The following is a 26,616-nucleotide window of genomic DNA, read 5'->3' on the forward strand; positions in this document are numbered from 1 at the left end:
AATGAGCACACACGTTATTTATCCAGGAACTTTTGATCCGGTGACCAATGGCCACCTTGATATCATTGTTCGTGCCGCTAGCATGTTTGACCATATCACTGTTGGAGTAGCAGCGAGCCCAAGTAAAAAAACCATGTTTGAATTAGATGAACGTGTAGAGTTGTTACGTGATGCGGTGTCTCACTTACCTAACGTGTCTGTTGAAGGATTTTCGGGGTTACTGGTCGATTTTGCTAAACAGCAGCAAGCGAATGTGTTGGTGCGAGGCCTAAGAACAACCATGGATTTTGAGTACGAGTTTGGACTCACCAGCATGTACAGAAAGCTACTTCCAGGCCTTGAAAGTGTATTTTTAACGCCTTCAGAGGAGTATGCATTCCTCTCTTCGACAATAGTTCGAGAGGTGGCCATTCATGGTGGAGACATTAGCCAGTTTGTGCCACAAAAGGTGGCAGCCGAGATAAAGCTGAAGACAGCCAAGTAATTCTCTTTACCTAAACCGAAAAAATTAGCGCTCAGTGAGCGCTATTTTTTATTCAAAGTTTATCAATTACTACAGCGAGTAATAGGCTTTATACCAATCCGCGAAAGCTTTCGCGCCTTCTTGGATCTTCACTTGAGGTTTATAGCCAACCGCTTCAAACAAATCTTCCGTATCAGCGTAAGTCGCGTACACATCACCAGGCTGCATTGGCATGAAGTTCTTTTTCGCTTCAACACCTAGAGCACCTTCTAATGCTTCGATGTAGTCCATTAATTTAACAGGGCTGCCATGACCGATGTTAAACACGCGATACGGAGCAGAACTGGTTGCTGGTGACCCTTGCTCAACGGTCCAATCTGGTTGCTTGGCTGGAATACGATCTTGAACACGAATAATACCTTCAACAATATCATCGATATAAGTGAAGTCACGCATCATGTCGCCGTTGTTATAAATGTCGATTTCTTTGCCCGCTACGATTAGATTCGCAAACTTGAACATCGCCATATCAGGGCGACTCCAAGGGCCGTAAACCGTAAAGAAGCGAAGACCTGTCGTTGGTACGTCGTATAAATGAGAATAGGTATGCGCCATCAACTCATTCGACTTCTTAGTCGCGGCGTACAGTGAAATCGGGTGATCAACACTGTCTGCTGTATGGAATGGCATTTTTTGATTCAAGCCATAAACGGAACTCGATGAAGCATAAACGAGGTGTTCAACCTTATTATGGCGACAGCCTTCAAGAATAGCTAAGTGACCGACAAGGTTGCTATCGGCATACGCCATTGGGTTATCAATTGAGTAACGAACGCCAGCTTGCGCTGCTAAATGAATCACACGGTCAAATTTTTGCTCAGCAAACAGCTTCGCCATGCCCTCTCTATCAGCAAGATCCAGCTCAATAAAGGTCAGATTTTCATGTTCGATACGTTTAAGGCGGTCATGCTTTAAAGAGACTTCGTAGTAGTCATTCAAGTTATCAATACCGACAACCTCATGGCCTGCTGCGCATAGTCGCTCTGACACTGCAGAGCCGATAAAACCGGCAACGCCAGTTACTAAATATTTCATTCTACTATTCTCAATTCATATCATTAATGTAATTGTAGCGACTAGCACTTATATCTACTAGCAGTAAAAAGTGAACGCGCGTTCAGTTTTTTTATACTTGGCACTCTTCGCAAAAAAACGTATTTCTTTGCCCTATTTTCAATTCTTGAATCAGAGCTTCACAGCTTGGGCACTTTTCACCCGCTTTCCCATACACTTGCAACTCTTGGGCGAAATACCCCGGCTTGCCATCTGCTTGCGCAAAATCTTTTAAAGTAGTGCCACCTTGTTTGATGGCAGTCGCAAGTACTTGTTTTATCTCTTTGGTCAGTAACATCCACTCTGCTTGAGTTATCTTGTTAGCAGGGCGAAGTGGATGAATTCGTGAAGAAAACAGCGCCTCATTAGCGTAGATGTTACCCACTCCTACCACTACTTTGTTGTCCATGATGAACTGTTTGACGGCAACTTTACGCTTTTCTGCTTTCTCGGCAATGTAATCTGCGTTGAAGTCATCGGTTAACGGCTCAGGACCAGAGCCAAGTAGTACAGTATGTATCTCATCAGGCGCCGACCATAGCCAAGCACCAAAACGACGCGGATCGTTGTAACGCAATATCTTGCCATTGGTGAGCTTAAGATCCACGTGATCGTGTTTTGCTGGCGGGAAATCTGCGTCTAACACGCGCAGTGAACCAGACATACCAAGGTGAACAATTGCTGTGCCCATATCGGTTTCAATCAGTAGGTACTTTGCGCGACGCGAGATAGAGCGAATCACCTGCCCTTCTAATTTCTTAAGTTCTTGAGGGATATCCCAACGCAGCTTGGGGGTACGAAAGGTAAGGGTTTTAATCGTCTCGCCAACTAAATGAGGCGAGATCCCCATGCGGCTTACTTCAACTTCGGGTAATTCAGGCATAGTTAGTCGTCCGATTTCATTGGTTTGTCTGATATAGACTGCTTGTTTGATGTAGATAGTTTGTCTGATTTTAAGGACTGGTCTGAGCCAAAGCTTGGAAACAAATAGTTCTCTTCAATAGACACTGCTAGCCACTGATCATTCCAGTTTTTTAACAACCAAAATTCAGGCAATTGATAATAAGTAATGCGCTGTGGCTCTTCTTGGTCTTGATACCACACTTCAATGGTGTGGGGTGTCTTTAGCTGAGGGGCAAGATCGGTATAAGTTTTTGAATCGACTTCAGTGCCCACAAGCTCTTGCCATCGCTGAGACAGCTCTTGTGCACTGGTAGTTTGAGGAAGTGTTGTGTCTTTAAATTGATAAATCCAATGACCATCCTCTTTCAAAACTGACCAATGAGCAAAGTGTAAAGCTTGAAGCTCAGCTGCTGGATTTAAAAGAGAGGGATAAGGACTGCTGACATTAACTTCAGGCTCGGGCTCGATAAGATACGCTTTGATCAAAGTGGGCAGGTTTAATACCCCAATAAAAGCGATCACGCTTAACATGAGTATGTTGTTCCACCGGCGTCCACGATATCTCATCTGATTCTGCTCATCTAACCTATTGAGTGTTCAGTATATCGTGAAAAAGGCGATACTTTCTATGTTGCGCTATTTTCTATCACATAAGCCCATCGGCAAGTGTAACGTCTTTACGGTAGGTGCCAAATTGAGCCAATGAAACTTACGCCTATCAAAAACACTGAGTCTTCTCGAAAAAGCTTAAGCCTCTCAAAATACTGGGGCGAATCAAATTTTGGGCATAAAAAAACCCAGCTATAAGCTGGGTTTTTAATTTATTCTTCTATAAAAGAAGAGACAAAGGGGCTATCAATTACTTGATTTTAGCTTCTTTGTACATAACGTGCTGGCGAACTACTGGATCAAACTTTTTGATCTCAAATTTGCCTGGCATGTTACGCTTGTTCTTGTCAGTTGTGTAGAAGTGACCAGTTCCAGCAGAAGATACTAGACGGATTTTCTCACGAATGCCTTTAGCCATTGCTTAATTCCTCTTAAACGTTTTCGCCACGTGCACGGATATCAACAAGAACAGCATCGATGCCTTTCTTATCAATAATACGCATGCCTTTAGCAGTTAGACGTAGTTTAACAAAACGTTTTTCGCTCTCTACCCAGAAACGGTGAGTTTGTAGGTTCGGCAGAAAACGACGCTTGGTAGCATTGCGTGCGTGTGAACGGTTGTTACCCGTTACTGGACGCTTACCAGTTACTTGACATACTCGGGACATGAATGTCTCTCCAAATCGTTTCAGCTCGATATCAACCTTGGTGGCCGAACCTCTCTATCAATTCTGAAAATAGAGGTAAAAACCACAATGGAAAATCCATTCAAGGCTATCAAAGGTCGCGTATTATACTAACTTGACATGCATTGCTCAAGACCCGAACAGATCCTTTTTAAGGATTTCGTGATCTTTTTTTGAGCACCGCAGCTATTTGAGTAATCAGAGCTGATTTAAGGTTCTAAAATGTGGGCGGAATAATAGCAGATTTAACGCAACTAACAACCTAAAATGTGATTCAAATCCATCCTCTCTCTGCAAAAGAGATAACTTCACCATCTCCAACCACAAAATGGTCGAGAATTCGGATGTCCACCAGCGCCAATGCATCGGTTAATCGGCGTGTAATTCGCCTGTCTGCTTGGCTTGGCTCCGCAACACCAGAAGGATGGTTGTGAGCCAAGATTAAGGCGGCGGCATTATGATGAAGTGCCCTTTTGACGACTTCTCTTGGGTAAACCGATGCTGCATCGATGGTTCCTTCAAACATGACTTCATCCTTTATTACCCGGTTTTGATTATCTAAGAACAATATATAGAAGGCTTCTCGCTGGCGATCGCGCAACATACTCGAAAGATACAACTTGGTATGATTCGGACTGGTCAACGCGTCCCCTCGAGATAATGTCTCTGCTAAGTAGCGTTGCGTCATCTCCAATACGGCCTGCAATTGGACGAACTTTGCCTGCCCCATTCCCTTATGAGCACAAAACTCGGCCTCCGTTGCTGAAAAAAGATGACGCAGCGAACCAAAATCTTTGATCAACTTGTCAGAAAGCTCTAGAACGTTCATTCCTTGCGTACCCGTTCGAAGAAATATCGCGAGCAGCTCTGCATCAGTCAAAGAGTCCGGCCCTCTATTGAGTAGCTTTTCTCTTGGCATAGATTCAGCAGGCATTTTACTTATAGGCATATAAAGCTAACTAGTTAGTCATGAACACAACGCATCAGCTTAATGAGCTTATTAAGAGAGATCGTTTAATAAAGACCAAAGGAAACGAGTCGCTAGCAAAACCATGTAATTGATAAGTTTGATAACACCAACTTGATGAGCGTCAAATCTGTTCCAATTCTGCTTCTAGGCACTAATCCTTTGTTCTGATATCGTAAGTCCCAGAAAAATTAAGGAACAGAATCATGCAAACACTGGTTAATCAACAGAGCAGCGCTGACCAACAAGGCTTAGTTGGCAAAAAAATCCTACTTGGTATTAGTGGTGGTATCGCAGCTTATAAATGTGCCGAACTGACTCGCCGCTTAATTGAACGTGGAGCGCAGGTACAAGTCGTTATGACAAATGCGGCTAAGGAGTTCATCACTCCTCTCACCATGCAAGCTGTATCTGGAAGACCGGTGTCTGATAGTTTGCTTGATCCTGCTGCTGAAGCTTCGATGGGGCACATCGAACTCGCGAAATGGGCCGATTTAGTACTATTAGCGCCAGCAACGGCTGACCTTATTGCTCGCATGACGGCGGGCATGGGCAACGACTTGCTGACCACTCTGGTTTTGGCGACCGATGCGCCAGTTGCGGTATCCCCAGCAATGAACCAGCAAATGTACAGCCACCCGGCGACTCAAGAGAACATTGCCACGCTAAAACGTCGTGGTTGTGAAATCTGGGGCCCTGCTGCAGGCGAGCAAGCGTGTGGTGATGTCGGCATGGGTCGCATGCTAGAACCAATGCAACTCGTACACCGTTGTGAAGACTTCTTCCAACCTAAGCCGCTTGCTGGTCGCTCTGTATTGATAACGGCGGGGCCAACTCGTGAAGCCATCGATCCTGTGCGTTACATTACCAATCACAGCTCTGGCAAGATGGGCTATGCACTGGCTGAAGCAGCTGCTAAACAAGGCGCAACAGTCACTCTAGTCAGCGGCCCGGTATCACTAGCAACGCCAAACAAAGTTAATCGTATCGATGTCGACAGCGCTCAGCAGATGTTTGATGCGGTTACAACAAACGCTTCTCAACACGATATATTCATTAGCTGTGCTGCAGTGGCCGACTATCGTCCACAGTCCATTGCAGACCAAAAGCTTAAAAAGGTCGATGGTAAAGACGACATGACCATTCAAATGGTTAAGAACCCAGACATTGTCGCTTCTGTTGCCTCAATGACCGAAGGTCGTCCCTTTACCGTAGGCTTTGCTGCTGAAACTCAAGATGTAGAGAAATACGCTCGCGGAAAGCTCGAAAGAAAGAACCTTGATATGATTTGTGCCAATGACGTTTCTGTCGAAGGCCAAGGTTTCAATAGCAGTAGCAATGAATTGCACCTTTACTGGAAAGGCGGCGATAAATCTCTACCACTAGAGAGCAAAGACACGCTAGGTTTCCAGATCCTCGATCAGATCCAACAGCTTATTGATGCATAAACGCACAGATTTGCTCTGACAATCTGCTGACACCTCTCGATTCTGTTGACCTAGGGCTCACAAAACTAGGAAACAGAATTGAATGGTGTTTATAATCTTTCTTCACTCAATCCTCATCTTTAGGAAAGGAAGTAAATAGATGGCTGGTACTCGAAAATCAAACCGTCGTGAAGAAATCCTACAAGCTCTCGCACAAATGTTGGAATCGACCGAAGGTGCTTCTCGTATCACAACGGTAAAGTTGGCTAAGCAAGTCGGCGTATCTGAAGCTGCGTTATACCGCCACTTCCCAAGCAAAGCCCGCATGTTTGAAGGCTTGATCGAGTTTATAGAAGAAGCGTTGATGTCTCGAATCAACCGCATTCTCGATGAAGAGAAAGACACTCTTGAGCGTATCCGCTTAGTGATGCAACTGATCTTAGTCTTCTCTGAGCGCAACCCAGGCTTAACTCGTATTTTATCGGGTCATGCCCTAATGTTTGAGAATGAGCGTCTTCGTGAACGAATTAATCAGCTTTTCGAACGTATTGAGACTCAACTTCGCCAAATTCTTCGCGAAAGAAAGCTTCGTGAAGGAAAATCGTTCCCAGTTGATGAGAAAATCTTAGCGGCTCAGTTGCTAGGTCAAGTTGAAGGCAGCCTGAATCGATTTGTACGTTCTGACTTCAAATATCAACCGACAGAAAACTTTGATGCTTATTGGGCACTGCTAAGCGCTCAGATTAAGTAGCAATCAAATTAAGTAGCAATCAAATCTTAAGTGATGGTTATGACGACGAAAACTTCTTCAGCAAACGGCACGGCACAACACGTGATTACTAAGCCGCCTTTTACTCTAGCTCTACTTCACCCTAAATATTGGGGTGTATGGTTTGGCTTCGGGTTATTAGCGCTTATCGTCAATGTCCTTCCTTACCGACTACTATTAATATTAGGTCGATCGTTGGGAACTCTCGGGGCTCGTTATGGCAAGAAACGAGTGGCTGTGGCGACACGCAATTTAGAATTAGCATTTCCCGATAAGCCAGCGGATGAAGTCGCTGCAATGGTCAGTGAAAACTTCAAAAATACGGGTATGGCACTGATCGAAACCGGCATTACGTGGTTTTGGCCAACGTGGCGTTTCAAAAGAATCCTAGTGGATAAAGACACCCAAATGCTGCGTACTCACAAAGCCAACGGCAAAGGTGTTTTGTTGTGCTGTGTGCATGCCTTGAACTTAGAGATCACTGCGCGAGCAATGGCTGTTCTAGGTATTTCAGGTTTAGGTGTTTACCGCCCACACAACAATCCGGCTTATGAGTTCATTCAATACCGTGGTCGTACTCAGAATGGCAATCGCCTGATTCACCGTAAAGATGTGAAACGCATGATTCGAATCCTGCGTCAGGGGGAGATCCTTTTCTACCTGCCAGATCATGATTACGGCCGTAACAAGTCTGTGTTTGTCCCTTTCTTTGCTGTAGAAGATGCATGTACCACAACAGGCACCAGTATTTTGGCTTACACCAGCCGATGCGCCCTTGTTCCAGGGTCTGGTTTTAGAAATGCCGACGGCAAGTATGAAATCATGGCCGATGAATCAATCGAAGATAACTATCCTCAGAAAGATGAGAAAGCGGCGGCCGCTTATCTAAATCGCTATCTTGAGAAGATTATTTTGCGAGCACCAGAGCAATGGATGTGGCTGCACAAGCGCTTCAAAACGATGGAAGATCCCGAAGTGGAGCGCGGCATTCGTTATAAATAATATACTGAACCAAAAGAAAAGGGGCTGATGAATCATCAGCCCCTTGTGCATTCTATAGTCTAATTACGAGTAGTATTAGATTCCGTATTGAGCGCGGTACGCTTTTACAGATTCTAGGTGCGCTGCGTCGGTGCCTTTCTCTTCAAGGAAAGTCACCAGATCAGTCAGGCTAACGATTGAGATAATCGCACAACCGAAGTCACGCTCTACTTCTTGAATCGCAGACAGCTCGCCTTTGCCTTTCTCTTGACGGTCAATAGCAACCAGAACACCCGCTAAGTCAGCGCCGTTTGCTTGGATGATTTCCATCGACTCACGAATCGCTGTACCTGCAGTGATCACGTCATCCACTAGCATGATGCGACCTTCAAGTTCGCTACCCACTAGGTTGCCACCTTCACCGTGATTCTTCGCTTCTTTACGGTTGAAGCAGTAAGGCGTGTCTACATCATGGTGATCAGCCAAAGCAACTGCTGTTGTCGTTGCAATTGGGATACCCTTGTATGCAGGGCCAAATAGTACATCGAACTCAATGCCTGAATCTGCCAATGCTGCTGCGTAGAAGCGACCTAAACGCGCTAAGTCACGACCTGTATTAAACAATCCAGCATTGAAGAAGTAAGGGCTCTTACGGCCAGACTTTAAAGTAAACTCACCAAACTTAAGTACTTCTTTCTCTAGTGCAAATTCAATAAATTCACGTTGATATGCTTTCATGCTCATCCTCTAAATTAATTTACTTTCCAATTCCTAACTTCCGATCACTTCGAAAGCTAACGATGATGTATTTTCTAAATAGATAGCTCTACAACAAGGCAGCAAAGTTTTTCAGCCCTATGAGCATAGGGAACCTATGTGATTAGGGTGAAAAATTGTAGCTAACACAGGTGTGGAGTTATCTATGACGAAAATAAAAAAATAGCCCCCGATGTGGGAGCTATCTAAAAACTATTCTGCTAACGCCGACTTCTGCGCTTCGACGATATCGGCAATGCCCTTGTTCGCCAGGGCTAAAAGCTGCATCAGCTCTTCGTGACTGAACGGTTCGCCTTCTGCGGTGCCTTGAATCTCAATCATCTTACCGTCTTCCGTCATTACAACGTTCATGTCGGTATCAGCTGCTGAGTCTTCAACGTACTCAAGGTCACACAGTGCTTGTGCACCAACGATGCCCACTGAAACTGCCGCTACGTGGCCTTTCATTGGGTTCTTTTTCAGTTTACCGCTTGCTAATAAGCTGTTGATAGCATCAGCCATCGCAACGCTTGCACCTGAGATAGAAGCAGTACGTGTACCGCCGTCTGCTTGGATAACATCACAATCGACAGTGATCATAATTTCACCCAGTACTTTCAGGTCAACAACAGCACGTAGGCTACGAGCGATCAGACGTTGGATTTCCATCGTACGACCACCTTGCTTGCCGCTCGCCGCTTCACGACGGTTACGAGTGTGCGTTGCACGTGGAAGCATACCGTATTCAGCGGTTACCCAACCCTTTCCTTGGCCTTTTAACCAACGCGGTACGTTTTCTTCTACCGTCGCATTACATAGAACTTTGGTGTTGCCGAACTCAACTAATACAGAACCTTCAGCATAAGCTGTGTAGTTACGAGTAATTTTAATTGGACGAATTTGATCTACAGCGCGGTCATTTGGACGCATTGGTATCTACCTTATTAACAGTCTGAAGTGATTGACTATCGAAAGAGTGCATCACCTAAGAAAGGGGTGAGACAGTTTTGATTGGGGCAAGATTATATAGCAGTTTACCTTTCAAATCTATTTACTGTTCGAAGCTATTGGTTATTAGGAGCTATTAGTTATTAGGAGCTATTAGTCATTAAACGCTATTGCTCATTAAAAGCGATTGGCCATTAAAAGCTAATCTCCATGAAAGGGGGAGTTATCGCAAAGGCTATCGATAGTGAAAAGCGACAGGCTTCGGGAGTACACCATATCGTGATACTATTCGTGCGCGTTATTTTCAGAATGATAAAAGACAGGAAAATTCGATGATTTATAGTATGACCGCGTACGCGCGTAAAGAAGTAAAAGGCGATTGGGGTACAGCAGTATGGGAAATCCGTAGTGTAAACCAACGCTACCTAGAAACTTACTTCCGTATGCCTGAACAGTTCCGTGGTTTAGAACCAATCTTACGTGAGCGTTTCCGTAAGCGTCTAGCGCGCGGTAAGGTTGAATGTAACCTACGTTTTGAAGCAAACCCAGCGGCAAAAGGTGAGCTAAGTATCAACGAAGGTTTGGCTCAGCAAGTCATTAATGCAGCTAACCAAGTTATGACCATGACAGGTGAAAACAGCCGTTTGAACCCATTCCAAGTCATGAACTGGCCTGGCGTGATGGAAACGCCAGAGCAAGATATGGATGCCATCAACAAAGACCTGCTAGAAGCATTCAACGATGCGATTGCAGAGTTCATTGATGCTCGTGCTCGTGAAGGTGAAAACATGAAGGCGCTCATCGTTCAGCGCTTGGATGCGATCACTGAAGAAGTAGCGAAAGTTCGTGCACGCATGCCTGAGATCCTAGAATGGCAACGTGAACGTCTACTTAACAAATTTGAAGAAGCTAAAGTTGAGCTTGAAGGTTCTCGCGTTGAACAAGAGCTTATCCTGCTAGCACAGAAGTCAGACGTCGCAGAAGAGCTAGACCGCCTAGACTCTCACGTGAAAGAAGCCAATGCAGTATTGAAGAAAGGTGGCGCTTGTGGCCGTAAGCTTGACTTCATGATGCAAGAGTTCAATCGTGAATCAAACACGCTAGCGTCTAAGTCGATCAGCACAGACATCACAGCATCGGGCGTAGAGCTTAAGGTTCTTATCGAACAGATGCGTGAGCAGATCCAGAATATTGAATAATAGTTACACTTGTATTTAACTGCATTTACATCATTAAAATACAACAACTTAGATAAAAACACTTTCCACCACTGTATTCTTTAATACGCCATTAACCACCACCAACTGGTGGTTAATGTGGTGGGTATGATAGACTTACCACAAAGGTAAGTGGTGGGTAAAACAATATCCACCAAGATCATGCACTATTAGAGGTGGGTTATGGCTAAGTTGTCAGTTAAGAAAGTAAAAGCGCTCATCAAAAGCTGGTAGAACAGGACGACTAGAATATTAGCGATGTAATCAAAGAGCTCATTGATGATAAGTATGAGCAGCTTAAGTGATTGAGGCAGGCTCTCAATGTATCCTGTAGAACACTTTATGCCAACTTATCGGGTAGGCTCCGACAAATTGATAGATTTATATCAACAAACGCCTGCCAAGTATAAGTAGAGGCATAATGCCTTCTATACTGCAATTCCACTCGACAAATATCCGGTCTCGTATCATAGATACGACATTGTTTATTTTCCACATTGAGATGACGGCAAATGCCGTCACCTCTGTCCAAGCTCTTGGTCTCTGCAGATAAATCAACATTCGCACAACACTTACCACATGAATAGCAAGGGAAAGGGTTAAGGTTAACTTGATTCATAAGCTCATCAACCAAGCTCGAGTACTATCAAGGTTGTTATCCTCAAATGGTAGCTCTATCTCCCGTCTACTTATCTCTTTCGACAACATCATGCTTCTTTCGTATTCACAACTCACAGATTCGAGGTTATCGACAAGTCCAGCCAACTCATCAGGTGAAAGATTAAACTCGACTTTGGAAAGCTCAATCAAGTATCGATCAAGTTCAGCATTTATTGTCTGGAAGTATTCCAATGTTCTCTTTTCTACTGACTTAAACTGATCTAGATAATCCCACACTTTTCGCATTAATTTACTGTGATCTAAAAAGTATGTGATACCTATGGTCATTATGCCTGTAGCCACCGCGCTCACAAATGAGGCTAATTCAATACCGAGAGGGAATGTCATTAGCGAGGCTAATTGCTGGTTAAGCATCACTCCCATTGCAACCGCAACACCAGTAGACAGAATGCGTGTAACTTCTCGTACCAAAGATCCAGGGCTAAGGCTCTCCGGATTAAAGAACAAGACCTTAGCAGCCGAAACTAGACTTGACCAAGTTTCACGGAGGAGTTTCCCGATCAACTTTTCGGTAGTAAAAAAGATATTCATTAAGGTCGAACTCAAGCTAGATAAGGCCCCCGCTAAAGCCCCGTTTTTAAACTCATCTAGAATATCTTTAAATCGATCTTTGACCCTACCCCAAATTTTTCCGGCGGTAGCCTTTAGCTTATTTAGAAACTTATCAAGTGTGAAATATTCTTCTTTATCTTTAAATAGCTGAGGGATTGCATCTTTTATTTCAAACCAAACTTCGGCAAAAACAAGCCCTAAAGCCTGTCTAACCCCCATAGCGAAACCAGCTTTACTAGACGCCATCGCAGTACTCTTAAAAAACTTACTGCTGGTATAGTAAGTGAAATTGATCTGCTTGTCGTATTGTTGTCTTTCTCTCTTATCCGCCTCACGCATTTTGTCTTCATCAAGACTCTCAAGAACAGCAACCTGTTCACTTTGTTTGGTGATTTTATCTGCTAGTTTACGTTTTTCATGCTTTTGTTGTTTAGTTTCCGAGGGCATAGAAGCCAAACGCAGTTTATCTCTTTCAATATTGTTACGCTTGTTCTCAATTGTCCTTGGTACAACGGTTCCTAAGAAATCATCCATAGAATGATCTGACTTGAGATTGTTGATGTAATAATGTGTCGATTGAAAGTTTGAGTTCTGATTGGCAAGTTCTACGCCGTCTAGCCCTGCAAGCACTCTTCCCGCATCATTATGGACTTCATGCGATGAAATGATGTGGTCTAGTTGGCGTTTTTCATCCTGAGACATAAGCTGGTTACGATATTCGTCTGACAAATTACCATCATGTTGCAGCTTTTTGTCTTCTTTTCCCTTCGCCTTATAATTCTGATGAGAGTGGTAGCGATCTTCTCTTTTGGGTTTGTTCTTTCTATCAGTTACGACACTTCCGTCAGCATGATGTTTAACTGGTTTGTAATCCCCTTTATTCGCATACTCTGCTTGAACACTCTTTGAGACATAGATTTCAGTGTCACCTTTTTGGTTCTGGCGAACATTGTGAATGGTTGCAACATCACCACCTTTTTTGTCTTCAAACAGTAAAAAATCCAAACCAAATGTCGTCACCAAACTTTTAGTAACCGTCTTATTTAGCTCATCGACTAGTGCGAAGTGCTGTGAATTGTTTTCTGACATACCATACTGCTCCATTGAAAAGGGAGAGAGCCTCCCTTCAATTTATATCCCCGCGAGAACAATACTTATTTTTGAGTGTTACTCGACTTTGCAAGCGTAGCTTTTATTCCAAACTCATTGATCACTTGCATTCCATCGCTATCGGTTTCGATTTCAACGATGTTTTCATCATTTAACACCACATTACCCTGTGCATCTTTTTTAGGTTTAAACAACGGTGTTGTAATGATATCAGTGAGGATTGCTGCAATTTGGTAGCCATTTTTAATTAGAAGAATTACTTCATCTTCAAATTTGGAAATATCCGTTTTGTTCGAGATCAATTGTTCAAAAGCTTTTAGGCTATCAAAGTATTCTCTAAATATTGAATACAGACGATCTATTTCTGCGTAAATCCTATCGACATATAGCTTAGTTTTGGCTAATTGTTTGCGCCCCTGCACCATCTTGCCTACAGCTTCGTTAACTTCTGCTCGAGTTTTTCTTGCATCGCTCAATGCTTCTTCCGCATGAGAGGCAAAAGCCCACCCTGCAATCGCCATAATAGGAGCTGCAACAACACCACCAAGAACCATCGCACCTCCAGCCATACCGAAGCCACCAGCAGCAAGGGAACCTCCTCCAATAGCGGCCATAGTTGCATTGTATGCAGCTGCGCCAGATAGAGCGGCAATCGGTGTTCCTGTTGAAGCGGCAGCCATAGCCATAACGCCACCATATACAGCATATGCAGCGGCAGCACCAGCAGCACCAGCACCAGCAACCTTACTCATGTAAGCTGTTGTAGATAACGCGAGACCATCTATCTCATCAAGCTTATGCTGAGGGAAGTCAATTTCTAGGTCTTTAGAGTTGGATTGGTTCAATTTAACTAAAAGCTTTTCTGCAATAGTTCTGAACTCTTTAAAATCATTACCAACTTGTAATTGGAACTCGCCGAGACTGGTTAAACTTTTATTTGTCTGGTCGTTCTGTTCGTCAAAGATCGTTCTCTCTTCATCGTACTTTCTCTTTGCAGACTCGATAATATCACTTGCTTCAGATTTATCTTGGTACCCGTCATAGCCTTTTTTAGCTCCATAACTCGCTGCAGCAACAGCTGCGCCTGCTAAAATAAATGGTAATGGCATGTCTATTTCTCCAAAAATTTTTCTGCTTCGAACACAAGAGTCATCTGGCGTTGAACCCAATCCTTTAACTCATCGATGAGTGACAGCTCCACGCTTAGAGCTTCCGCTACATTTTTTATCAAATTGTCTTCATTTTCTTCAATCACCTGATCCGCGTAAGCAACACCAACTAATTCAATGAGAAACGCCATTTTCTGCGCCTTTTCTGAAAAAATTTCAGGAATCTGCTTAATATCAAATTTTTGTTCTAAATCTGCACTGTTATTACATTGAGCAATGATTCCGTCCAATAGTAGAGTTTCTCGTTCATCAACGTATCCATCTGCTGCAATTAACTCCTTGGAGAAGTGATATAATGCGGCTTGTTGTTCATCATTAAGATGCTGAATAAACATTGCTATTTCCTTTCTTTTTATAAATATTACAAACGTCAGTTCCAAAGCTCTTAAGCCACTTATCAAGTAAGAATGAATCAATGACTGTGGCTGACACTCTATAGGTACTTTCCAACTCTTCTATGGCTTGATCTTCCGATAACGGTGTCTCCACAAGGTGGTATCCAGCTTGTTTATCTATATCAAACTGAACTTGACACGACTCACCTTCGCCAAAACCAAACCTTCCGTCAGAATCGTATTTAGCCAATGAAAAGCTCTCCGGTCTCTTGAAGTTAAATGACGAGACTATCGCATCATTTATACGATGAACGGCTAAGCTTCTTTCATTATTGAACCCTTCAAACCGACACACTAGATATAGTCGAACCCCTTGCTGTGCAAGGCCTAACGGCATAACTGTAGATGTCCTAACTTGCTTATTGGCATTATGATAGGTTACGGTCAATAAACGATCTTCATACAATGCTTTACTTATACTTTCTAAAACTTTGTTATCAATTTTTGGCGCTAGAAGAGGTTGAGACTCTGTCACTACTTTAATTTTGTCTTTCCACACCCGATCTTTATGATTTTTAGGATCGAACTCGAGGTTGTACTTAGCTTCTGTAAAGTGAGGTCTTAGTGATTGCATTACATCTTTTGGTAGCAATAACTTTAAGTGCTTCTCTGCTAGAGCCAAGAGTAAAGATTCATGTGCATTGAGCGAGCTAGCTCCTAAGGTGTGACTACTTCTTTCAAAACTATATCCATAAGGCTTAGAACGAGTATCCCTATCTATGGCAAAGTGTTCACTCAACATCTCTAAGTTGCGTTGTATTGTTCTTATATCTCTCGAAATACCTATAGCTTCTAACTGCTCTCGTATTTCCAGAGCGGTTATCTTTCTGTGTTTAGGTATTCGTTTAAGTATCTCGAGCACAAGAACCAATGAGTCTTGTGTACTTTTTCTTTTAGACAAAGCCAAATAATTCCGTGATTCAAACCAACTGTGATATGTGTTCCACAAATGAGAACGTTGATACTATACATGTGCAACTAATCAATCATGTGACTCAATGCACACAAATTATATTTGGGTTTAGCGACGAGTTATGTCGTACAAAGATCACCCCAAAATAGTTCAAAAAATAACGTTACTTAGTGCGGTATATCTATGACGTGAATTAGCGGATATCAGCTACAAAACTAGGGCGCTAGAGAAGAGTTAGATGAAACATCTAATGGGACTGCGTAGAGGACATTGTCACACCCTCATAACCTTTAGCCATGAGGGGTATAGAGAAAATTAATAATATTATCTTTCTAAATTATCGATAGCTCTAATTAAGCTTTTTGCTTTCTCACTATTTTCCAAAGTTATTTTTTCTCTAAAACGAAGAAGAGATCTCTTCGCTTCTTGATCTTTTAAAAACAGATTACGGTCTTGTAATGCAGCAATGGCAAGAGCCCTTTTTAAAGGAGAGTTTCTTTCTTGCTGATTATTTCTATCATAGTAGTCCCTGACTCGCTCACTTGGTGCTCGGTTTACTTTTTCCCACTGCTCCAATGTTTGAGTCAAAGCGGCATCACCTGCTGCTTTAACTGCCGATTTTCCTGCGCTAACCAATGAATCGAAAAATCCCATAATTACTCCTTACCAACTGTTAACTCGACGTTGTTTATTTTGTAGTAAAACAACCTATTACTATCAATACGACTAAAACATACAGCCTCTAAAAACTATGCTTCAGAGCCCACCATACTCACAACAGAACAGTCTTAATGGTTCGACTCTTTAAAGGTCTTTTTTATTAAGAAGTTAGATTCTCTCAGAGCACTACGAAGTGACTAACAAAATTATTCATTTTGCTTATGTTTCGAGAACTCATATAAAATGAGTTCAATACAAACTAATAAAATTAGAAACAAAACTCCACTACTAATCACACAGTCTACGATTGAATGCGACAACTTATGTCGCTGAAAAGTTGGTCCTAACAATAGCTTCATTTGATAGTCCACTACGACACAAGTTGCCGCACAAAAAAGTAACCTAATATCAATCAAGGTATTGAAGGTAACGATATGTCAAAAAGTAAAAGCTATATTCATGTCCGTAGCATTTCATTTATCGATGAAAAAAGTACGCCCCTCTATAGTGATGAAGCGCTTAAAAACATATTAAACAAAGTTTCAACCTTAGAGCTTGAAAACCAACGGCTTACAAATAGAGTTTCACTTTTAGAGAAGCGTTTAAGTATTGATTTATTGACTGGTTTATCTTCTCGTGATCAAGGTATTACACACATAGAGTCTCTAATAAAAAATAATGGTATTGAAACCTTCTCACTGGTCTTTATCGACTTAGATCAATTGAAAAAAATTAACGACTCTGCAGGGCATGTTATCGGCGATAGGATGATTGAGAAATTAGGTAAGATCTTGAAAAAAATGCAACTACCAAATCAAACAATAGCTAGGTTTGGAGGAGATGAGTTCATCGCAATTCTCCCAAACTACGATCAAAAAAAGACCACAAGTTGGTGCAACTACTTACAAACAAAAACTAAGCTTCAGGAGCCGATACGTATTGATGGAGAGCATTTCTACCTTTCTGTTTCATTTGGCTCTTACGTGCACCACAAAACAAGCGAAACTGAACATTTAGATGTAAAGCAACTAATAGAGAGAGCAGATAAAGATATGTATAGAAACAAACATAGTAAAAAACGACCCGCTCAAAAATTATAAGCACAAACAACACCAAGCGGGGGTTAAAGTGGTGGTTATAAAATACAAAAACCAAAAATATAAAACTAAGACACTGATATAAATAGATTTTAATAAATAAATCAACATTCAGACCCAGAACATTGAATAACAGTTTGTCAGTAATACGCTGTGAATAGCCATTAGCTGAATCAGTGTTGATTAACTAACAGTGTTAATTAGATCAAGATAAGCTCCTAATTTTAGGGGCTTTTTTTATGGATAAAATAATGCCAATCAGGATGACTAAGTGAGCAGATTATTACGCAGGAGATTTGTTTGGAGCAAGAGATAGAGATAGATAAAACAGAGAAGCGGATGTAACAAAGGATTTTAGAATATTTTGAGGGGGTATTACAGATGGAACTAGAGGGGAAAGATTTAAGGGAGAAAGTGACGCAAGTTGCTAATGCAACCTGCGCCGACTTAAAATCTTATAGAGCTACAACGTTTGCAGCTTGAAGACCTTTTTGGCCTTGCTCTACTTCGAAAGACACTTGTTGGCCTTCTTTAAGAGTCTTGAAACCTTCAGATGCGATAGCACGGAAGTGAACGAATACGTCAGCGCCGCCGTTGTCTTGAGTTAGGAAACCGAAACCTTTCTCTTCGTTAAACCATTTTACTACGCCGTTTGTTTTGTTAGACATGATGTGTCCCTTATATAAAAATAAAAAATTAATCGCCAAAAGTGCGATGCGCTGAAAGCTTGAATTATTTAATGTATCTATGAAGCCAAGGGAAACACTGAGAATAACAATGAAGCAATACTAAGGGTTTTACTTTACAACTGGATGTTTCATTTAATAACTCTGAAAACAGAGCGAGGCCATTCTTGGTGATCTAGGCCCGGTTGTAAAGCTTTATTTGAAAATAATTGATGTTTTTTTGTTCGGTTGGCTTTAATTCAAGCTCAGCTAGGTCGCCGGGCTTGATTTGTAAGATTTTGATCTCAAAAAATTTACTCGTCTGGCTGCTTAGTTCTGAGATCGACATATGGCCAGTAATGGTGACCAACTCGAATCAACAGAGTTGCTGCAGCTAAGATAAATGCCGCTAAAGATAACCAAACAATCAGTACCGCATCCAACTCTTTCATACCCAAGGTGATGTAACGTGCTATCGCCATCATCGCGATATAGATAGGGTATCGCACTGGGATCTTACCGTTCATCACGAACTGCTGAACCATGGCTAGCACTTCTAAGTAGATAAACATCAGCAGAATGTCGGTCAGTTGTACTCGACGTTCAGCAAAGACGTGCATGAACTCTTCCATCATGGCAAACAGTGTCGCCAGTGTGATCGCCACTAATAGAACGGCTTCAAGAATGTGGAAAACCTTAAGGAAAGGCTTACTAAAAGACTTAGGTAAGTGAGAAGACATAGTCACTCTTCAAAAATAATTAATCCAACCTCTACAATAGCATGCATCAATATAAGTCGCGCATTCTAAGAGATAACAGATACAAAAATGGCCCCACTTTCACTGCAGAGCCATCTATTGGTTTGTTACTTAACGACTATTGCTTAACAAACGTTACTTCGCTATTAAGCTTATAGCAGGATTAGGTAAGTTAAGAACACCACACACAGTCCGTAGATAAGCGGGTGTACCTCTTTACGCTTACCTGCCACAACCATGGTGAATGCGTAGCTGATGAAACCCATCGCCATACCATTGGCAGGAGAGAAGCTGAGTACGGTGAACATGATGGTGAAGAAAGCTGCAATACGTGACTCTTTCTTTTCCCAGTTAATCTGACCAAGACGACCCACCATGTAGATGCCCACTACAACCATCGCAGGCGCAACCATTGCCGCCGAGAAGATAGAGAAAAGTGGGTATAGGAAAAGCGAGATTAAGAACAGACCCGCTACCATGACTGCTGCCAAGCCCGTTTTTGCACCTTGAGAAGAAGCAATACCCGATTCAGAGAAAGCCGTAATCGATGTGGTACCTAGAATTGAACCAATCACTGTACCGCCCGCATCGGCGACTAACGCTGATTTTGCGTTTGGTACCTTGCCGTCTTTGTCAATGATACCTGCATCGCGGCCCACACCAACAATTGTGCTCAAGCCATCAAAGAAATCGACAATCAGGAAAATAAGGACGATGAACAAGAGATCAAACATTTTCTCTGGCGTAAAAGCAGAGAAATCAAAAATAGCACCGAAGCTACCTGCCATGCTTGGTGGCATAGCAATGAACTGTTCTGGGATTGGTGCATTTGAAGTGCCCATGAAGACATCAGCAAGAATGGTCAGTGCAATAGCAGAAACGAACGAGATAAAGGTTGCTAACTTAATATCACGAACCATACAGCCTAATGCAATGAAGATGCTCACATAAGCGATGATCACTTTCGGATCGGAAATGTCACCTAAGCCAACCAAGACGAACGGGTTAGAAACAATGATGCCCGCATTCTTGAGGCCTAAGAAAGCAATGAACAGTCCGAGAGACACGGTAATCGCCAACTTCAAATCTTCAGGAATCGACTCAATCATCGATTTACGGATATTGGTCAACGAGAACGCGAGGTAAAGGATACCCGATAGGAAGATGCCAAACAGCGCTTCATTCCAAAGCACCGCAACAGAGCCACTTAATAATAAGCCTTTGAAGAAGCCGTTCATGCTCATGCCTGGTGCAAGCATGACTGGGTAATTGCCCCAAATGCCCATAATAAGCGTTGCGATAGCGGCAGACAGAGCGGTTGCTGTAAATACTGCCCCTTTGTCCATACCTGGGATATCCCCCAAAATCGCTGGGTTAACCGCCAGAATGTAGCTCATCGCTAAGAAAGTAATAAAACCCGCGTACAGCTCTGTGCCAATCGTGGTTTTTCTTTCAGTGATTTTAAACATCGAATCAAGCGAGCCAGAGGTGTTCTGGGCTTTCAGGGTGGAATCGGTACTCACAACAAAACCTTTGCAATAAATTAAGAATTTGAGATTCAAATGCTGTGAGAATAGAGAGGTCTCTACACTAAAAACTGTAGTCACCAAGGTAGGCTTGGTAGTAGAAACATCTAGTCCAGTAGGGTCTGTTAACCCTAGACATATACAGCATTTAATCGTTTGCGCGGATTGTAAGGGTTGGGATTAAAACTTCAACAAATTTTGCCCAGATCACATAAAAAAGTGAACATGATGAGTCATTACATTTATACAAAGATCCTTGATAAGATCATTCGCTAATAAATAACGATCAAGTCAGTTGTTCTCAATCATCTAAATATGCTACTCTTCGCCTCCATTTTTCTGACCTAATTTTCACCAGTTGTCTCTATTAGTTTCACTCGTTATCCCTTTATAGATGCAGCCATCGGTATAACAATTAAGGTCAGTGCTATCTTTTATAGTGTCGGTTTATCGCCTTCACTCTATCCAACCAACAGTGGAAATATACAGATGGGCAAAGGTACTCTTTACATCGTATCTGCACCTAGTGGCGCAGGTAAGTCGAGCTTGATCTCAGCAATGCTAGAAACCAATCCAACCTACGCAATGAAGGTATCTGTTTCACACACCACTCGCGGTATGCGCCCTGGTGAAGAAAATGGTGTTCACTACCACTTTGTAGAAAAACATCATTTTGAAGACCTTATTAGTAAAGGTGAGTTCCTAGAGTATGCTGAAGTATTCGGCAACTACTACGGTACGTCACGCGTTTGGATTGAAGAAAACCTAGACCGCGGTATCGATGTATTCCTAGATATCGACTGGCAAGGTGCTCGTCAGATCCGAGAACAAATGCCTCAAGCGAAGAGTGTCTTCATTCTTCCACCATCAAATGGTGAGCTAGAGCGTCGTTTAAATGTTCGCGGTCAAGATAGCGACGAAGTTATTGCGAAACGCATGAGCGAAGCAAAATCAGAGATTTCTCACTATGCAGAATACGATTATGTGATCGTGAATGATGACTTTGATGCAGCCCTAATGGACTTCAGAGCAATCATTCGTGCGGAGCGCTTAAAAGAAGATAAGCAAGCAGCAAAATACAGCGGCATGCTTACAGCACTACTGGCGGAATAATCTCTGATACCAATCGTAGTAAACAACTGGTCATTCTAGCTTGTGAAAAAGCCTGATAACGTCGTTAGAATTTTTGATTGTAGGGTCACTACTTATCGAAACTCTTTGTCGATTAGAGCTGCCTTGTTCTCAAGCCTTTTTCCGGCGCTTTTTATGATCATTTATTTACTGTGATTGGTATAACTGGATTTTCCATTGAGATAAGTATACGGTGAACTAGAAACTATCTAGTTAAACTTGTATACTTTCTCGTCATAAAAAATTTATTAGTTAACTACTATTTGGAGTCCTCATGGCACGCGTAACTGTTCAAGACGCTGTTGAAAAAGTTGGCAACCGTTTCGACCTAGTTCTTATTGCGGCTCGCCGCGCACGTCAAATGCAAACTGGCGGTAAAGATTCACTAGTGCCTGAAGAAAACGATAAGCCAACGGTTATCGCTCTTCGTGAAATCGAAGAAGGTCTTATCACTAAAGACGTACTAGATGCTCGTGAGCGTCAAGAGCAACAAGAGCAAGAAGCGGCTGAACTTGCAGCAGTAAGCAGCATCGCTCACACTCGTTAGCTCACAGTCGCTAATAGCGCCATTCGAACTAATTAACCTTCCGGGCCTTTAATTTGTATCTATTCGATAGCCTCAAAGACGTTGCCCAAGAATACCTAACAGAGCCTCAAATTGAGGCTCTGCGTCAATCTTATGTGGTAGCGAGAGACGCCCATGAAGGGCAAACCCGCTCAAGCGGTGAACCATACATAATCCACCCTGTAGCGGTTTCAAGAATCCTGGCAGAAATGCGTCTGGATATCGAAACCCTGCAAGCAGCCTTACTTCATGACGTCATCGAAGACTGTGATGTCACTAAAGAAGACCTTGAGGCTAAATTTGGCAATACTGTTGCTGAATTGGTAGATGGTGTATCTAAGCTGGATAAGCTTAAATTTCGTGATCGCAAAGAAGCGCAAGCAGAGAACTTCCGCAAGATGGTTCTCGCCATGGTGCAAGACATCCGCGTTATCTTGATCAAATTAGCTGACCGTACTCACAACATGCGTACGCTTGGGGCACTTCGTCCTGACAAAAAGCGTCGTATTGCTCGTGAAACCCTAGAGATCTACTCTCCACTGGCTCACCGTCTTGGTATTCATAACATCAAGACCGAACTAGAAGAGTTGGGCTTTGAAGCCCTCTACCCTAACCGTTATCGCGTACTTAAAAACGTAGTGAAAGCTGCGCGTGGTAACCGTAAGGAAATGATCCAACGTATCCATAGCGAAATCGAAGGCCGTCTTGAAGAAGTCGGTTTGCCTGCTCGCGTACTTGGTCGTGAAAAGAACCTGTTCTCCATCTATAACAAGATGAAAACCAAAGAACAACGCTTCCACACCATTATGGACATCTACGCTTTCCGCGTGGTGGTTGATACCCCAGATACTTGTTATCGCGTACTTGGCCAGGCTCACAGCCTGTACAAGCCTCGTCCTGGCCGCATGAAAGATTACATTGCGGTACCAAAAGCCAACGGCTACCAATCTCTGCACACCTCAATGATCGGCCCTCACGGGGTGCCCGTTGAGGTTCAGATTCGTACTGAAGATATGGATCAAATGGCAGACAAAGGTGTCGCAGCGCACTGGTCTTACAAAGGCAATGGGGCACGTAGTAGCAACGGCACGACCGCACAGGTTAAAGCACAACGTTGGATGCAGAGCTTACTTGAGCTGCAACAAAGCGCAGGTAACTCATTCGAATTCATTGAAAACGTTAAGTCTGATCTGTTCCCAGATGAGATCTTTGTGTTCACGCCGAAAGGTCGCATTGTCGAACTTCCTGCGGGCGCAACAGCGGTCGATTTTGCTTACGCGGTACATACCGATGTCGGCAACATGTGTGTAGGTGCTCGTGTAGACATGAACCCTTACCCACTGAGCAAATCGCTGAAGAATGGCCAAACCATTGAGATCATCAGTGCTCCGGGCGCACGCCCGAATGCAGCATGGCTCAACTACGTGGTGACATCGCGTGCACGTACTAAGATCCGTCAGGTTCTGAAAACGATGCGTCGTGAAGAGTCGATCACGCTAGGCCGTCGTCTACTGAATCATGCACTTGGCGAACACTCTATTGGCGATATCGGCCAAGAGAATATCGACCACGTATTGTCTGATCTTCGCCTAGACAATGTTGAAGACTTACTGGCATCGATTGGTCTTGGTGAGCTGATGAGTATCGTTATTGCTCGTCGTCTACTGGGTGATGCTGACGAACTGACTGAAGTGGAAAACAACAGCGACACACCAAGGAAGAAATTGGCTATCCGTGGTGCTGAAGGTCTACTACTGACGTTCGCTAACTGTTGTCACCCAATTCCAGATGATCACATCATTGCCCATGTATCGCCAGGTCGTGGCCTTGTGGTTCACCGTGAAACGTGTCCAAACGTTCGTGGTTACCAGAAAGAACCAGACAAATACATGGCGGTTGAATGGTCTGACGATTACGACCAAGAGTTCACTGCTGAACTTCAGGTTGATCTGCAGAATCACCAAGGTGCACTGGCTGAGTTAACTAACGTTATCTCGAAAACAGGCTCGAACATTCACGGTATTTCAACTGAAGAACGTGATGGACGCCTGTACACAGTGACTATCTTGCTGACCACCAAAGATCGTGTTCATCTTGCAAGTATTATGAAAAAGCTACGTGTGATGCCACACGCGCTGAAAGTAAGACGTCGTAAGAACTAACGTTTAAACTTGATAATAGTTTTGCCAAGAATTTAAATCCCCTTAATGCTTTATCGCTTAAGGGGATTTTTATAACCGTAATCCTAGTATTTACCGCGCTCCCTCCCATTCCTGCCTGTACAAAAATCCAGTAAAATGCTTGAATAGATCATCTCTCTTACGTTTATGAGCCTTGTTATGTCACAGCTTTTATCTGCTATCCCTCTCAACTCTTTATCTGGAGTCGGCGCTAAAGTCGCAGAGAAACTGGAAAAGGTTGGGCTTAACAACGTACAAGATCTGCTTTTTCACCTCCCTTTGCGCTATGAAGATAGAACACGTATCTACCCCATCGTAAAACTGCACGCGGGCTTATGGGCTGCAGTGCAAGGCAAGGTCATGCATGTCGATACCATTTTCGGTAAACGTAAGATGTTGGCGGTAAAGATCAGCGATGGTAACGGCACCATTACCCTACGCTTTTTCAACTTCACCGCAGGTATGAAGAACAACTTTGCTGAAGGCAAACAAGTGCATGCCTACGGTGAGATCAAGCGCGGTAACATGGGGCTGGAGATTGTCCATCCCGACTACAAATTCTTTGCGCCTAGGCAACAGCCAGATGTTGAAGCCAATCTGACTCCAGTGTATCCAACCACCGAGGGGCTAAGACAAGTCACGCTGCGTAACCTCACCGACCAAGCATTAGAACTGATCGACAAAGCCGCGGTGAATGAGCTGCTACCATCAGGTTTATACGATCACCAAATTACCCTCGCGCAAGCACTGCATACCATTCACAGGCCACCTCCAGGCATTGACCTAGAGTTGTTTGATGAAGGTAAACACCCTGCGCAGCTACGCCTGATTATGGAAGAGTTACTGGCTCAAAACCTGTCGATGTTGTCTGTTCGTAGCAAAGGGCAGCAAGACAAGGCAATGCCTTTTCCTCCGGTGAACACCCTCAAAGATAAACTGTTAGCTCAGCTGCCATTCTCGCCAACCAACGCACAAGCACGAGTAACCAAAGAGATCGAAGCTGACCTTGAAAAGCCGCACCCTATGATGCGTTTAGTGCAAGGTGATGTGGGCTCTGGTAAAACCTTAGTGGCTGCACTCGCGGCTGTTCGCGCACTCGAACACGGTCAGCAAGTGGCACTGATGGCACCAACTGAACTACTCGCAGAACAGCACGCGATTAACTTTGCCAACTGGTTTGAGGCGATGGGCATTCAAGTTGGGTGGCTAGCAGGTAAACTCAAAGGCAAGGCTCGCGAAACCGAGCTCGTTCGTATTGCCAGTGGTGAAGCACAAATGGTGGTCGGTACTCATGCTTTGTTCCAAGAACATGTCGAGTTCAAAAACCTTGGTTTAGTGATCATCGATGAGCAGCACCGATTTGGCGTCCACCAGCGATTAGAGCTGCGTGAGAAAGGTGCAAAGCAAGGTTATTACCCACACCAATTAGTCATGACGGCAACACCGATTCCACGAACGTTAGCGATGACGGCCTATGCCGACCTCGAAACCTCAATTATTGATGAGTTGCCACCGGGTCGAACACCAATTCAAACCGTGGCGATTCCTGATACCAAGCGGGATGACATTGTCGAACGTGTGAAAAATGCGTGTCTTAATGAAAGCAAACAAGCCTATTGGGTATGTACGCTGATTGATGAGTCCGAAGTATTAGAAGCTCAAGCTGCGGCTGATACTGCTGAAGAGCTGCAACGCAAACTGCCTGACGTCAAAATTGGTCTCGTGCACGGCCGAATGAAGCCAGCCGAGAAGCAAGCAGTAATGCAGGAATTCAAAGAGAACAAACTGCATTTGTTGGTCGCGACTACCGTGATTGAAGTCGGTGTGGATGTGCCTAATTCAAGCTTAATGATCATCGAGAACCCAGAGCGTCTTGGCCTAGCACAACTGCACCAACTAAGAGGCCGTGTCGGCCGTGGTTCGGTCGCAAGCCATTGTGTATTGCTGTATCACTCACCACTGTCTAAAACCGCTCAGAAACGCTTAGGTGTGCTACGTGAAAGTAACGATGGCTTTGTCATTGCACAGCGAGATTTAGAAATTCGAGGGCCCGGTGAGCTGCTTGGCACTAAGCAGACGGGCTTGGCAGACTTTAAGATTGCTGACTTGGTACGAGACCAACGTTTGATCCCTGAAGTGCAGCGTATTGCGCGTCATATTCACGATAGCTACCCAGATAACGCCAAGGCGATCATCAACCGCTGGCTAGGCGAGCGCGATGTTTACTCCAAGGCTTAGCTAACGCTGAGACTGCATAAAAAGACAAAAAGGCTTCCCTTCTAGGAAGCCTTTTTACTGTGCCTTACTCTCATCAAGCAAGAGCGAGATTCCCTATTCGCTCGTTCCTCACGATAGAGAATGACGATCAAAGTAAA

Annotated in this window: 26 protein-coding genes; 10 read left to right on the plus strand and 16 right to left on the minus strand. The window is 43.5% G+C overall.

Features of this window, described 5'->3' with window-relative positions; translation table 11 throughout:
- Position 1: 1 nt before the first annotated feature.
- A complete protein-coding gene (coaD, locus tag L8S15_RS15300; protein ID WP_010433787.1) occupies positions 2 to 484 on the plus strand; it encodes a pantetheine-phosphate adenylyltransferase in 483 nt (160 codons plus the stop codon).
- 69 nt (positions 485 to 553) lie between these two features.
- Here coaD and L8S15_RS15305 read toward each other — a convergent pair whose 3' ends face one another.
- The 6 genes from L8S15_RS15305 to radC form a co-directional block, all read right to left on the minus strand.
- Positions 554 to 1,558, minus strand: a complete 1,005-nt coding sequence (locus L8S15_RS15305; protein WP_010433784.1) for an NAD-dependent epimerase — start codon at positions 1,556 to 1,558, stop codon at positions 554 to 556.
- Between the two features lie 91 nt (positions 1,559 to 1,649).
- Positions 1,650 to 2,459, minus strand: coding sequence for a bifunctional DNA-formamidopyrimidine glycosylase/DNA-(apurinic or apyrimidinic site) lyase (gene mutM, locus L8S15_RS15310; RefSeq protein ID WP_016768949.1), 810 nt, complete (start codon positions 2,457 to 2,459; stop codon positions 1,650 to 1,652).
- A 2-nt stretch (positions 2,460 to 2,461) separates the two neighbouring features.
- On the minus strand, positions 2,462 to 3,010 hold the full coding sequence (locus tag L8S15_RS15315) for a hypothetical protein (RefSeq protein ID WP_016768950.1): 549 nt from the start codon (positions 3,008 to 3,010) through the stop codon (positions 2,462 to 2,464).
- A gap of 328 nt (positions 3,011 to 3,338) precedes the next feature.
- Positions 3,339 to 3,506 carry a 50S ribosomal protein L33 gene (gene rpmG / locus L8S15_RS15320; RefSeq protein ID WP_002535344.1) on the minus strand — a complete coding sequence of 56 codons (168 nt, stop codon included), beginning with the start codon at positions 3,504 to 3,506 and terminating at the stop codon, positions 3,339 to 3,341.
- Between the two features lie 13 nt (positions 3,507 to 3,519).
- The gene (gene rpmB / locus L8S15_RS15325) at positions 3,520 to 3,756 is read right to left on the minus strand and encodes a 50S ribosomal protein L28 (RefSeq protein ID WP_004728407.1); all 237 of its coding nucleotides are present in this window, start codon (positions 3,754 to 3,756) and stop codon (positions 3,520 to 3,522) included.
- A 292-nt stretch (positions 3,757 to 4,048) separates the two neighbouring features.
- The gene (gene radC, locus L8S15_RS15330; protein ID WP_010433741.1) at positions 4,049 to 4,723 is read right to left on the minus strand and encodes a DNA repair protein RadC; all 675 of its coding nucleotides are present in this window, start codon (positions 4,721 to 4,723) and stop codon (positions 4,049 to 4,051) included.
- 224 nt (positions 4,724 to 4,947) lie between these two features.
- Here radC and coaBC point away from each other — a divergent pair, with 224 nt between their 5' ends.
- The 3 genes from coaBC (at position 4,948) to L8S15_RS15345 (ending at position 7,939) form a co-directional block, all read left to right on the plus strand.
- Complete coding sequence (coaBC, locus tag L8S15_RS15335; protein ID WP_016768951.1) at positions 4,948 to 6,189, plus strand: bifunctional phosphopantothenoylcysteine decarboxylase/phosphopantothenate--cysteine ligase CoaBC; 1,242 nt, start codon at positions 4,948 to 4,950, stop codon at positions 6,187 to 6,189.
- Positions 6,190 to 6,328: 139 nt separating this feature from the next.
- Complete coding sequence (gene slmA, locus L8S15_RS15340) at positions 6,329 to 6,919, plus strand: nucleoid occlusion factor SlmA (RefSeq protein WP_016768952.1); 591 nt, start codon at positions 6,329 to 6,331, stop codon at positions 6,917 to 6,919.
- Between the two features lie 39 nt (positions 6,920 to 6,958).
- The gene (locus L8S15_RS15345) at positions 6,959 to 7,939 is read left to right on the plus strand and encodes a Kdo(2)-lipid IV(A) acyltransferase (protein ID WP_016788464.1); all 981 of its coding nucleotides are present in this window, start codon (positions 6,959 to 6,961) and stop codon (positions 7,937 to 7,939) included.
- Between the two features lie 75 nt (positions 7,940 to 8,014).
- Here L8S15_RS15345 and pyrE read toward each other — a convergent pair whose 3' ends face one another.
- Positions 8,015 to 8,656: an orotate phosphoribosyltransferase gene (gene pyrE / locus L8S15_RS15350; protein ID WP_004735727.1), complete on the minus strand. Its 642-nt coding sequence runs from the start codon at positions 8,654 to 8,656 to the stop codon at positions 8,015 to 8,017.
- Positions 8,657 to 8,887: 231 nt separating this feature from the next.
- Positions 8,888 to 9,604 (minus strand): ribonuclease PH, encoded by a 717-nt coding sequence (gene rph, locus L8S15_RS15355; protein ID WP_010433734.1) that lies wholly within the window; start codon positions 9,602 to 9,604, stop codon positions 8,888 to 8,890.
- A gap of 350 nt (positions 9,605 to 9,954) precedes the next feature.
- Between rph and L8S15_RS15360 the strand changes: the two genes are divergently transcribed.
- Positions 9,955 to 10,821 carry a YicC/YloC family endoribonuclease gene (locus tag L8S15_RS15360; RefSeq protein ID WP_010433732.1) on the plus strand — a complete coding sequence of 289 codons (867 nt, stop codon included), beginning with the start codon at positions 9,955 to 9,957 and terminating at the stop codon, positions 10,819 to 10,821.
- Between the two features lie 633 nt (positions 10,822 to 11,454).
- Here the strand turns inward: L8S15_RS15360 and L8S15_RS15365 are convergent.
- The 5 genes from L8S15_RS15365 to L8S15_RS15385 form a co-directional block, all read right to left on the minus strand.
- Entirely contained in the window at positions 11,455 to 13,161 is a 1,707-nt protein-coding gene (locus L8S15_RS15365) for an ATPase (RefSeq protein WP_280573999.1), read from the minus strand.
- Between the two features lie 65 nt (positions 13,162 to 13,226).
- Positions 13,227 to 14,291, minus strand: coding sequence for a hypothetical protein (locus tag L8S15_RS15370; RefSeq protein WP_016788399.1), 1,065 nt, complete (start codon positions 14,289 to 14,291; stop codon positions 13,227 to 13,229).
- Between the two features lie 2 nt (positions 14,292 to 14,293).
- Positions 14,294 to 14,686 carry a TerB family tellurite resistance protein gene (locus L8S15_RS15375; RefSeq protein WP_154723815.1) on the minus strand — a complete coding sequence of 131 codons (393 nt, stop codon included), beginning with the start codon at positions 14,684 to 14,686 and terminating at the stop codon, positions 14,294 to 14,296.
- Complete coding sequence (locus tag L8S15_RS15380) at positions 14,667 to 15,653, minus strand: WYL domain-containing protein (protein WP_016788401.1); 987 nt, start codon at positions 15,651 to 15,653, stop codon at positions 14,667 to 14,669. Before L8S15_RS15380 ends, L8S15_RS15375 begins: the two co-directional genes overlap by 20 nt.
- Positions 15,654 to 15,983: 330 nt before the next feature.
- Positions 15,984 to 16,313 (minus strand): hypothetical protein, encoded by a 330-nt coding sequence (locus L8S15_RS15385; protein WP_016788402.1) that lies wholly within the window; start codon positions 16,311 to 16,313, stop codon positions 15,984 to 15,986.
- A gap of 440 nt (positions 16,314 to 16,753) precedes the next feature.
- Here L8S15_RS15385 and L8S15_RS15390 point away from each other — a divergent pair, with 440 nt between their 5' ends.
- Entirely contained in the window at positions 16,754 to 17,419 is a 666-nt protein-coding gene (locus L8S15_RS15390) for a GGDEF domain-containing protein (protein WP_280574005.1), read from the plus strand.
- A gap of 452 nt (positions 17,420 to 17,871) precedes the next feature.
- Here the strand turns inward: L8S15_RS15390 and L8S15_RS15395 are convergent, their stop codons facing one another.
- The 3 genes from L8S15_RS15395 to L8S15_RS15405 form a co-directional block, all read right to left on the minus strand.
- Positions 17,872 to 18,084: a cold-shock protein gene (locus L8S15_RS15395; protein WP_004735656.1), complete on the minus strand. Its 213-nt coding sequence runs from the start codon at positions 18,082 to 18,084 to the stop codon at positions 17,872 to 17,874.
- A gap of 311 nt (positions 18,085 to 18,395) precedes the next feature.
- Complete coding sequence (locus tag L8S15_RS15400; RefSeq protein ID WP_010433639.1) at positions 18,396 to 18,821, minus strand: phosphate-starvation-inducible PsiE family protein; 426 nt, start codon at positions 18,819 to 18,821, stop codon at positions 18,396 to 18,398.
- 170 nt (positions 18,822 to 18,991) lie between these two features.
- Entirely contained in the window at positions 18,992 to 20,362 is a 1,371-nt protein-coding gene (locus L8S15_RS15405) for an NCS2 family permease (RefSeq protein ID WP_010433636.1), read from the minus strand.
- Positions 20,363 to 20,854: 492 nt separating this feature from the next.
- Between L8S15_RS15405 and gmk the strand changes: the two genes are divergently transcribed.
- The 4 genes from gmk to recG all read left to right on the plus strand — a co-directional run bounded on the left by gmk (position 20,855) and on the right by recG (position 26,479).
- The gene (gene gmk / locus L8S15_RS15410) at positions 20,855 to 21,478 is read left to right on the plus strand and encodes a guanylate kinase (RefSeq protein WP_010433632.1); all 624 of its coding nucleotides are present in this window, start codon (positions 20,855 to 20,857) and stop codon (positions 21,476 to 21,478) included.
- Between the two features lie 292 nt (positions 21,479 to 21,770).
- Positions 21,771 to 22,043, plus strand: coding sequence for a DNA-directed RNA polymerase subunit omega (gene rpoZ, locus L8S15_RS15415; RefSeq protein WP_009848003.1), 273 nt, complete (start codon positions 21,771 to 21,773; stop codon positions 22,041 to 22,043).
- Positions 22,044 to 22,096: 53 nt separating this feature from the next.
- Positions 22,097 to 24,223, plus strand: coding sequence for a bifunctional GTP diphosphokinase/guanosine-3',5'-bis pyrophosphate 3'-pyrophosphohydrolase (gene spoT / locus L8S15_RS15420; RefSeq protein WP_010433627.1), 2,127 nt, complete (start codon positions 22,097 to 22,099; stop codon positions 24,221 to 24,223).
- 177 nt (positions 24,224 to 24,400) lie between these two features.
- Entirely contained in the window at positions 24,401 to 26,479 is a 2,079-nt protein-coding gene (gene recG / locus L8S15_RS15425) for an ATP-dependent DNA helicase RecG (protein WP_280574011.1), read from the plus strand.
- Positions 26,480 to 26,616: the final 137 nt, after the last annotated feature.

It is taken from the genome of Vibrio sp. S/42/10 (assembly GCF_029890535.1).
GTDB classification, from domain to species: Bacteria; Pseudomonadota; Gammaproteobacteria; order Enterobacterales; family Vibrionaceae; genus Vibrio; species Vibrio cyclitrophicus.

What these genes read in the sequence shown, in the direction of transcription:
- L8S15_RS15390 (WP_280574005.1), top strand. Translation starts at nt 16,754, where the DNA reads ATGTCAAAAAGTAAAAGCTATATTCATGTCCGTAGCATTTCATTTATC.
- L8S15_RS15365 (WP_280573999.1), bottom strand. Translation starts at nt 13,161, where the DNA reads ATGTCAGAAAACAATTCACAGCACTTCGCACTAGTCGATGAGCTAAAT.
- slmA (WP_016768952.1), top strand. Translation starts at nt 6,329, where the DNA reads ATGGCTGGTACTCGAAAATCAAACCGTCGTGAAGAAATCCTACAAGCT.
- coaD (WP_010433787.1), top strand. Translation starts at nt 2, where the DNA reads ATGAGCACACACGTTATTTATCCAGGAACTTTTGATCCGGTGACCAAT.
- L8S15_RS15385 (WP_016788402.1), bottom strand. Translation starts at nt 16,313, where the DNA reads ATGGGATTTTTCGATTCATTGGTTAGCGCAGGAAAATCGGCAGTTAAA.
- rpmG (WP_002535344.1), bottom strand. Translation starts at nt 3,506, where the DNA reads ATGGCTAAAGGCATTCGTGAGAAAATCCGTCTAGTATCTTCTGCTGGA.
- L8S15_RS15345 (WP_016788464.1), top strand. Translation starts at nt 6,959, where the DNA reads ATGACGACGAAAACTTCTTCAGCAAACGGCACGGCACAACACGTGATT.
- coaBC (WP_016768951.1), top strand. Translation starts at nt 4,948, where the DNA reads ATGCAAACACTGGTTAATCAACAGAGCAGCGCTGACCAACAAGGCTTA.
- rph (WP_010433734.1), bottom strand. Translation starts at nt 9,604, where the DNA reads ATGCGTCCAAATGACCGCGCTGTAGATCAAATTCGTCCAATTAAAATT.
- mutM (WP_016768949.1), bottom strand. Translation starts at nt 2,459, where the DNA reads ATGCCTGAATTACCCGAAGTTGAAGTAAGCCGCATGGGGATCTCGCCT.
- L8S15_RS15400 (WP_010433639.1), bottom strand. Translation starts at nt 18,821, where the DNA reads ATGTCTTCTCACTTACCTAAGTCTTTTAGTAAGCCTTTCCTTAAGGTT.
- L8S15_RS15395 (WP_004735656.1), bottom strand. Translation starts at nt 18,084, where the DNA reads ATGTCTAACAAAACAAACGGCGTAGTAAAATGGTTTAACGAAGAGAAA.
- L8S15_RS15315 (WP_016768950.1), bottom strand. Translation starts at nt 3,010, where the DNA reads ATGTTAAGCGTGATCGCTTTTATTGGGGTATTAAACCTGCCCACTTTG.
- L8S15_RS15305 (WP_010433784.1), bottom strand. Translation starts at nt 1,558, where the DNA reads ATGAAATATTTAGTAACTGGCGTTGCCGGTTTTATCGGCTCTGCAGTG.
- L8S15_RS15360 (WP_010433732.1), top strand. Translation starts at nt 9,955, where the DNA reads ATGATTTATAGTATGACCGCGTACGCGCGTAAAGAAGTAAAAGGCGAT.
- L8S15_RS15375 (WP_154723815.1), bottom strand. Translation starts at nt 14,686, where the DNA reads ATGTTTATTCAGCATCTTAATGATGAACAACAAGCCGCATTATATCAC.
- radC (WP_010433741.1), bottom strand. Translation starts at nt 4,723, where the DNA reads ATGCCTATAAGTAAAATGCCTGCTGAATCTATGCCAAGAGAAAAGCTA.
- gmk (WP_010433632.1), top strand. Translation starts at nt 20,855, where the DNA reads ATGGGCAAAGGTACTCTTTACATCGTATCTGCACCTAGTGGCGCAGGT.
- pyrE (WP_004735727.1), bottom strand. Translation starts at nt 8,656, where the DNA reads ATGAAAGCATATCAACGTGAATTTATTGAATTTGCACTAGAGAAAGAA.
- rpmB (WP_004728407.1), bottom strand. Translation starts at nt 3,756, where the DNA reads ATGTCCCGAGTATGTCAAGTAACTGGTAAGCGTCCAGTAACGGGTAAC.
- rpoZ (WP_009848003.1), top strand. Translation starts at nt 21,771, where the DNA reads ATGGCACGCGTAACTGTTCAAGACGCTGTTGAAAAAGTTGGCAACCGT.
- recG (WP_280574011.1), top strand. Translation starts at nt 24,401, where the DNA reads ATGTCACAGCTTTTATCTGCTATCCCTCTCAACTCTTTATCTGGAGTC.
- L8S15_RS15370 (WP_016788399.1), bottom strand. Translation starts at nt 14,291, where the DNA reads ATGCCATTACCATTTATTTTAGCAGGCGCAGCTGTTGCTGCAGCGAGT.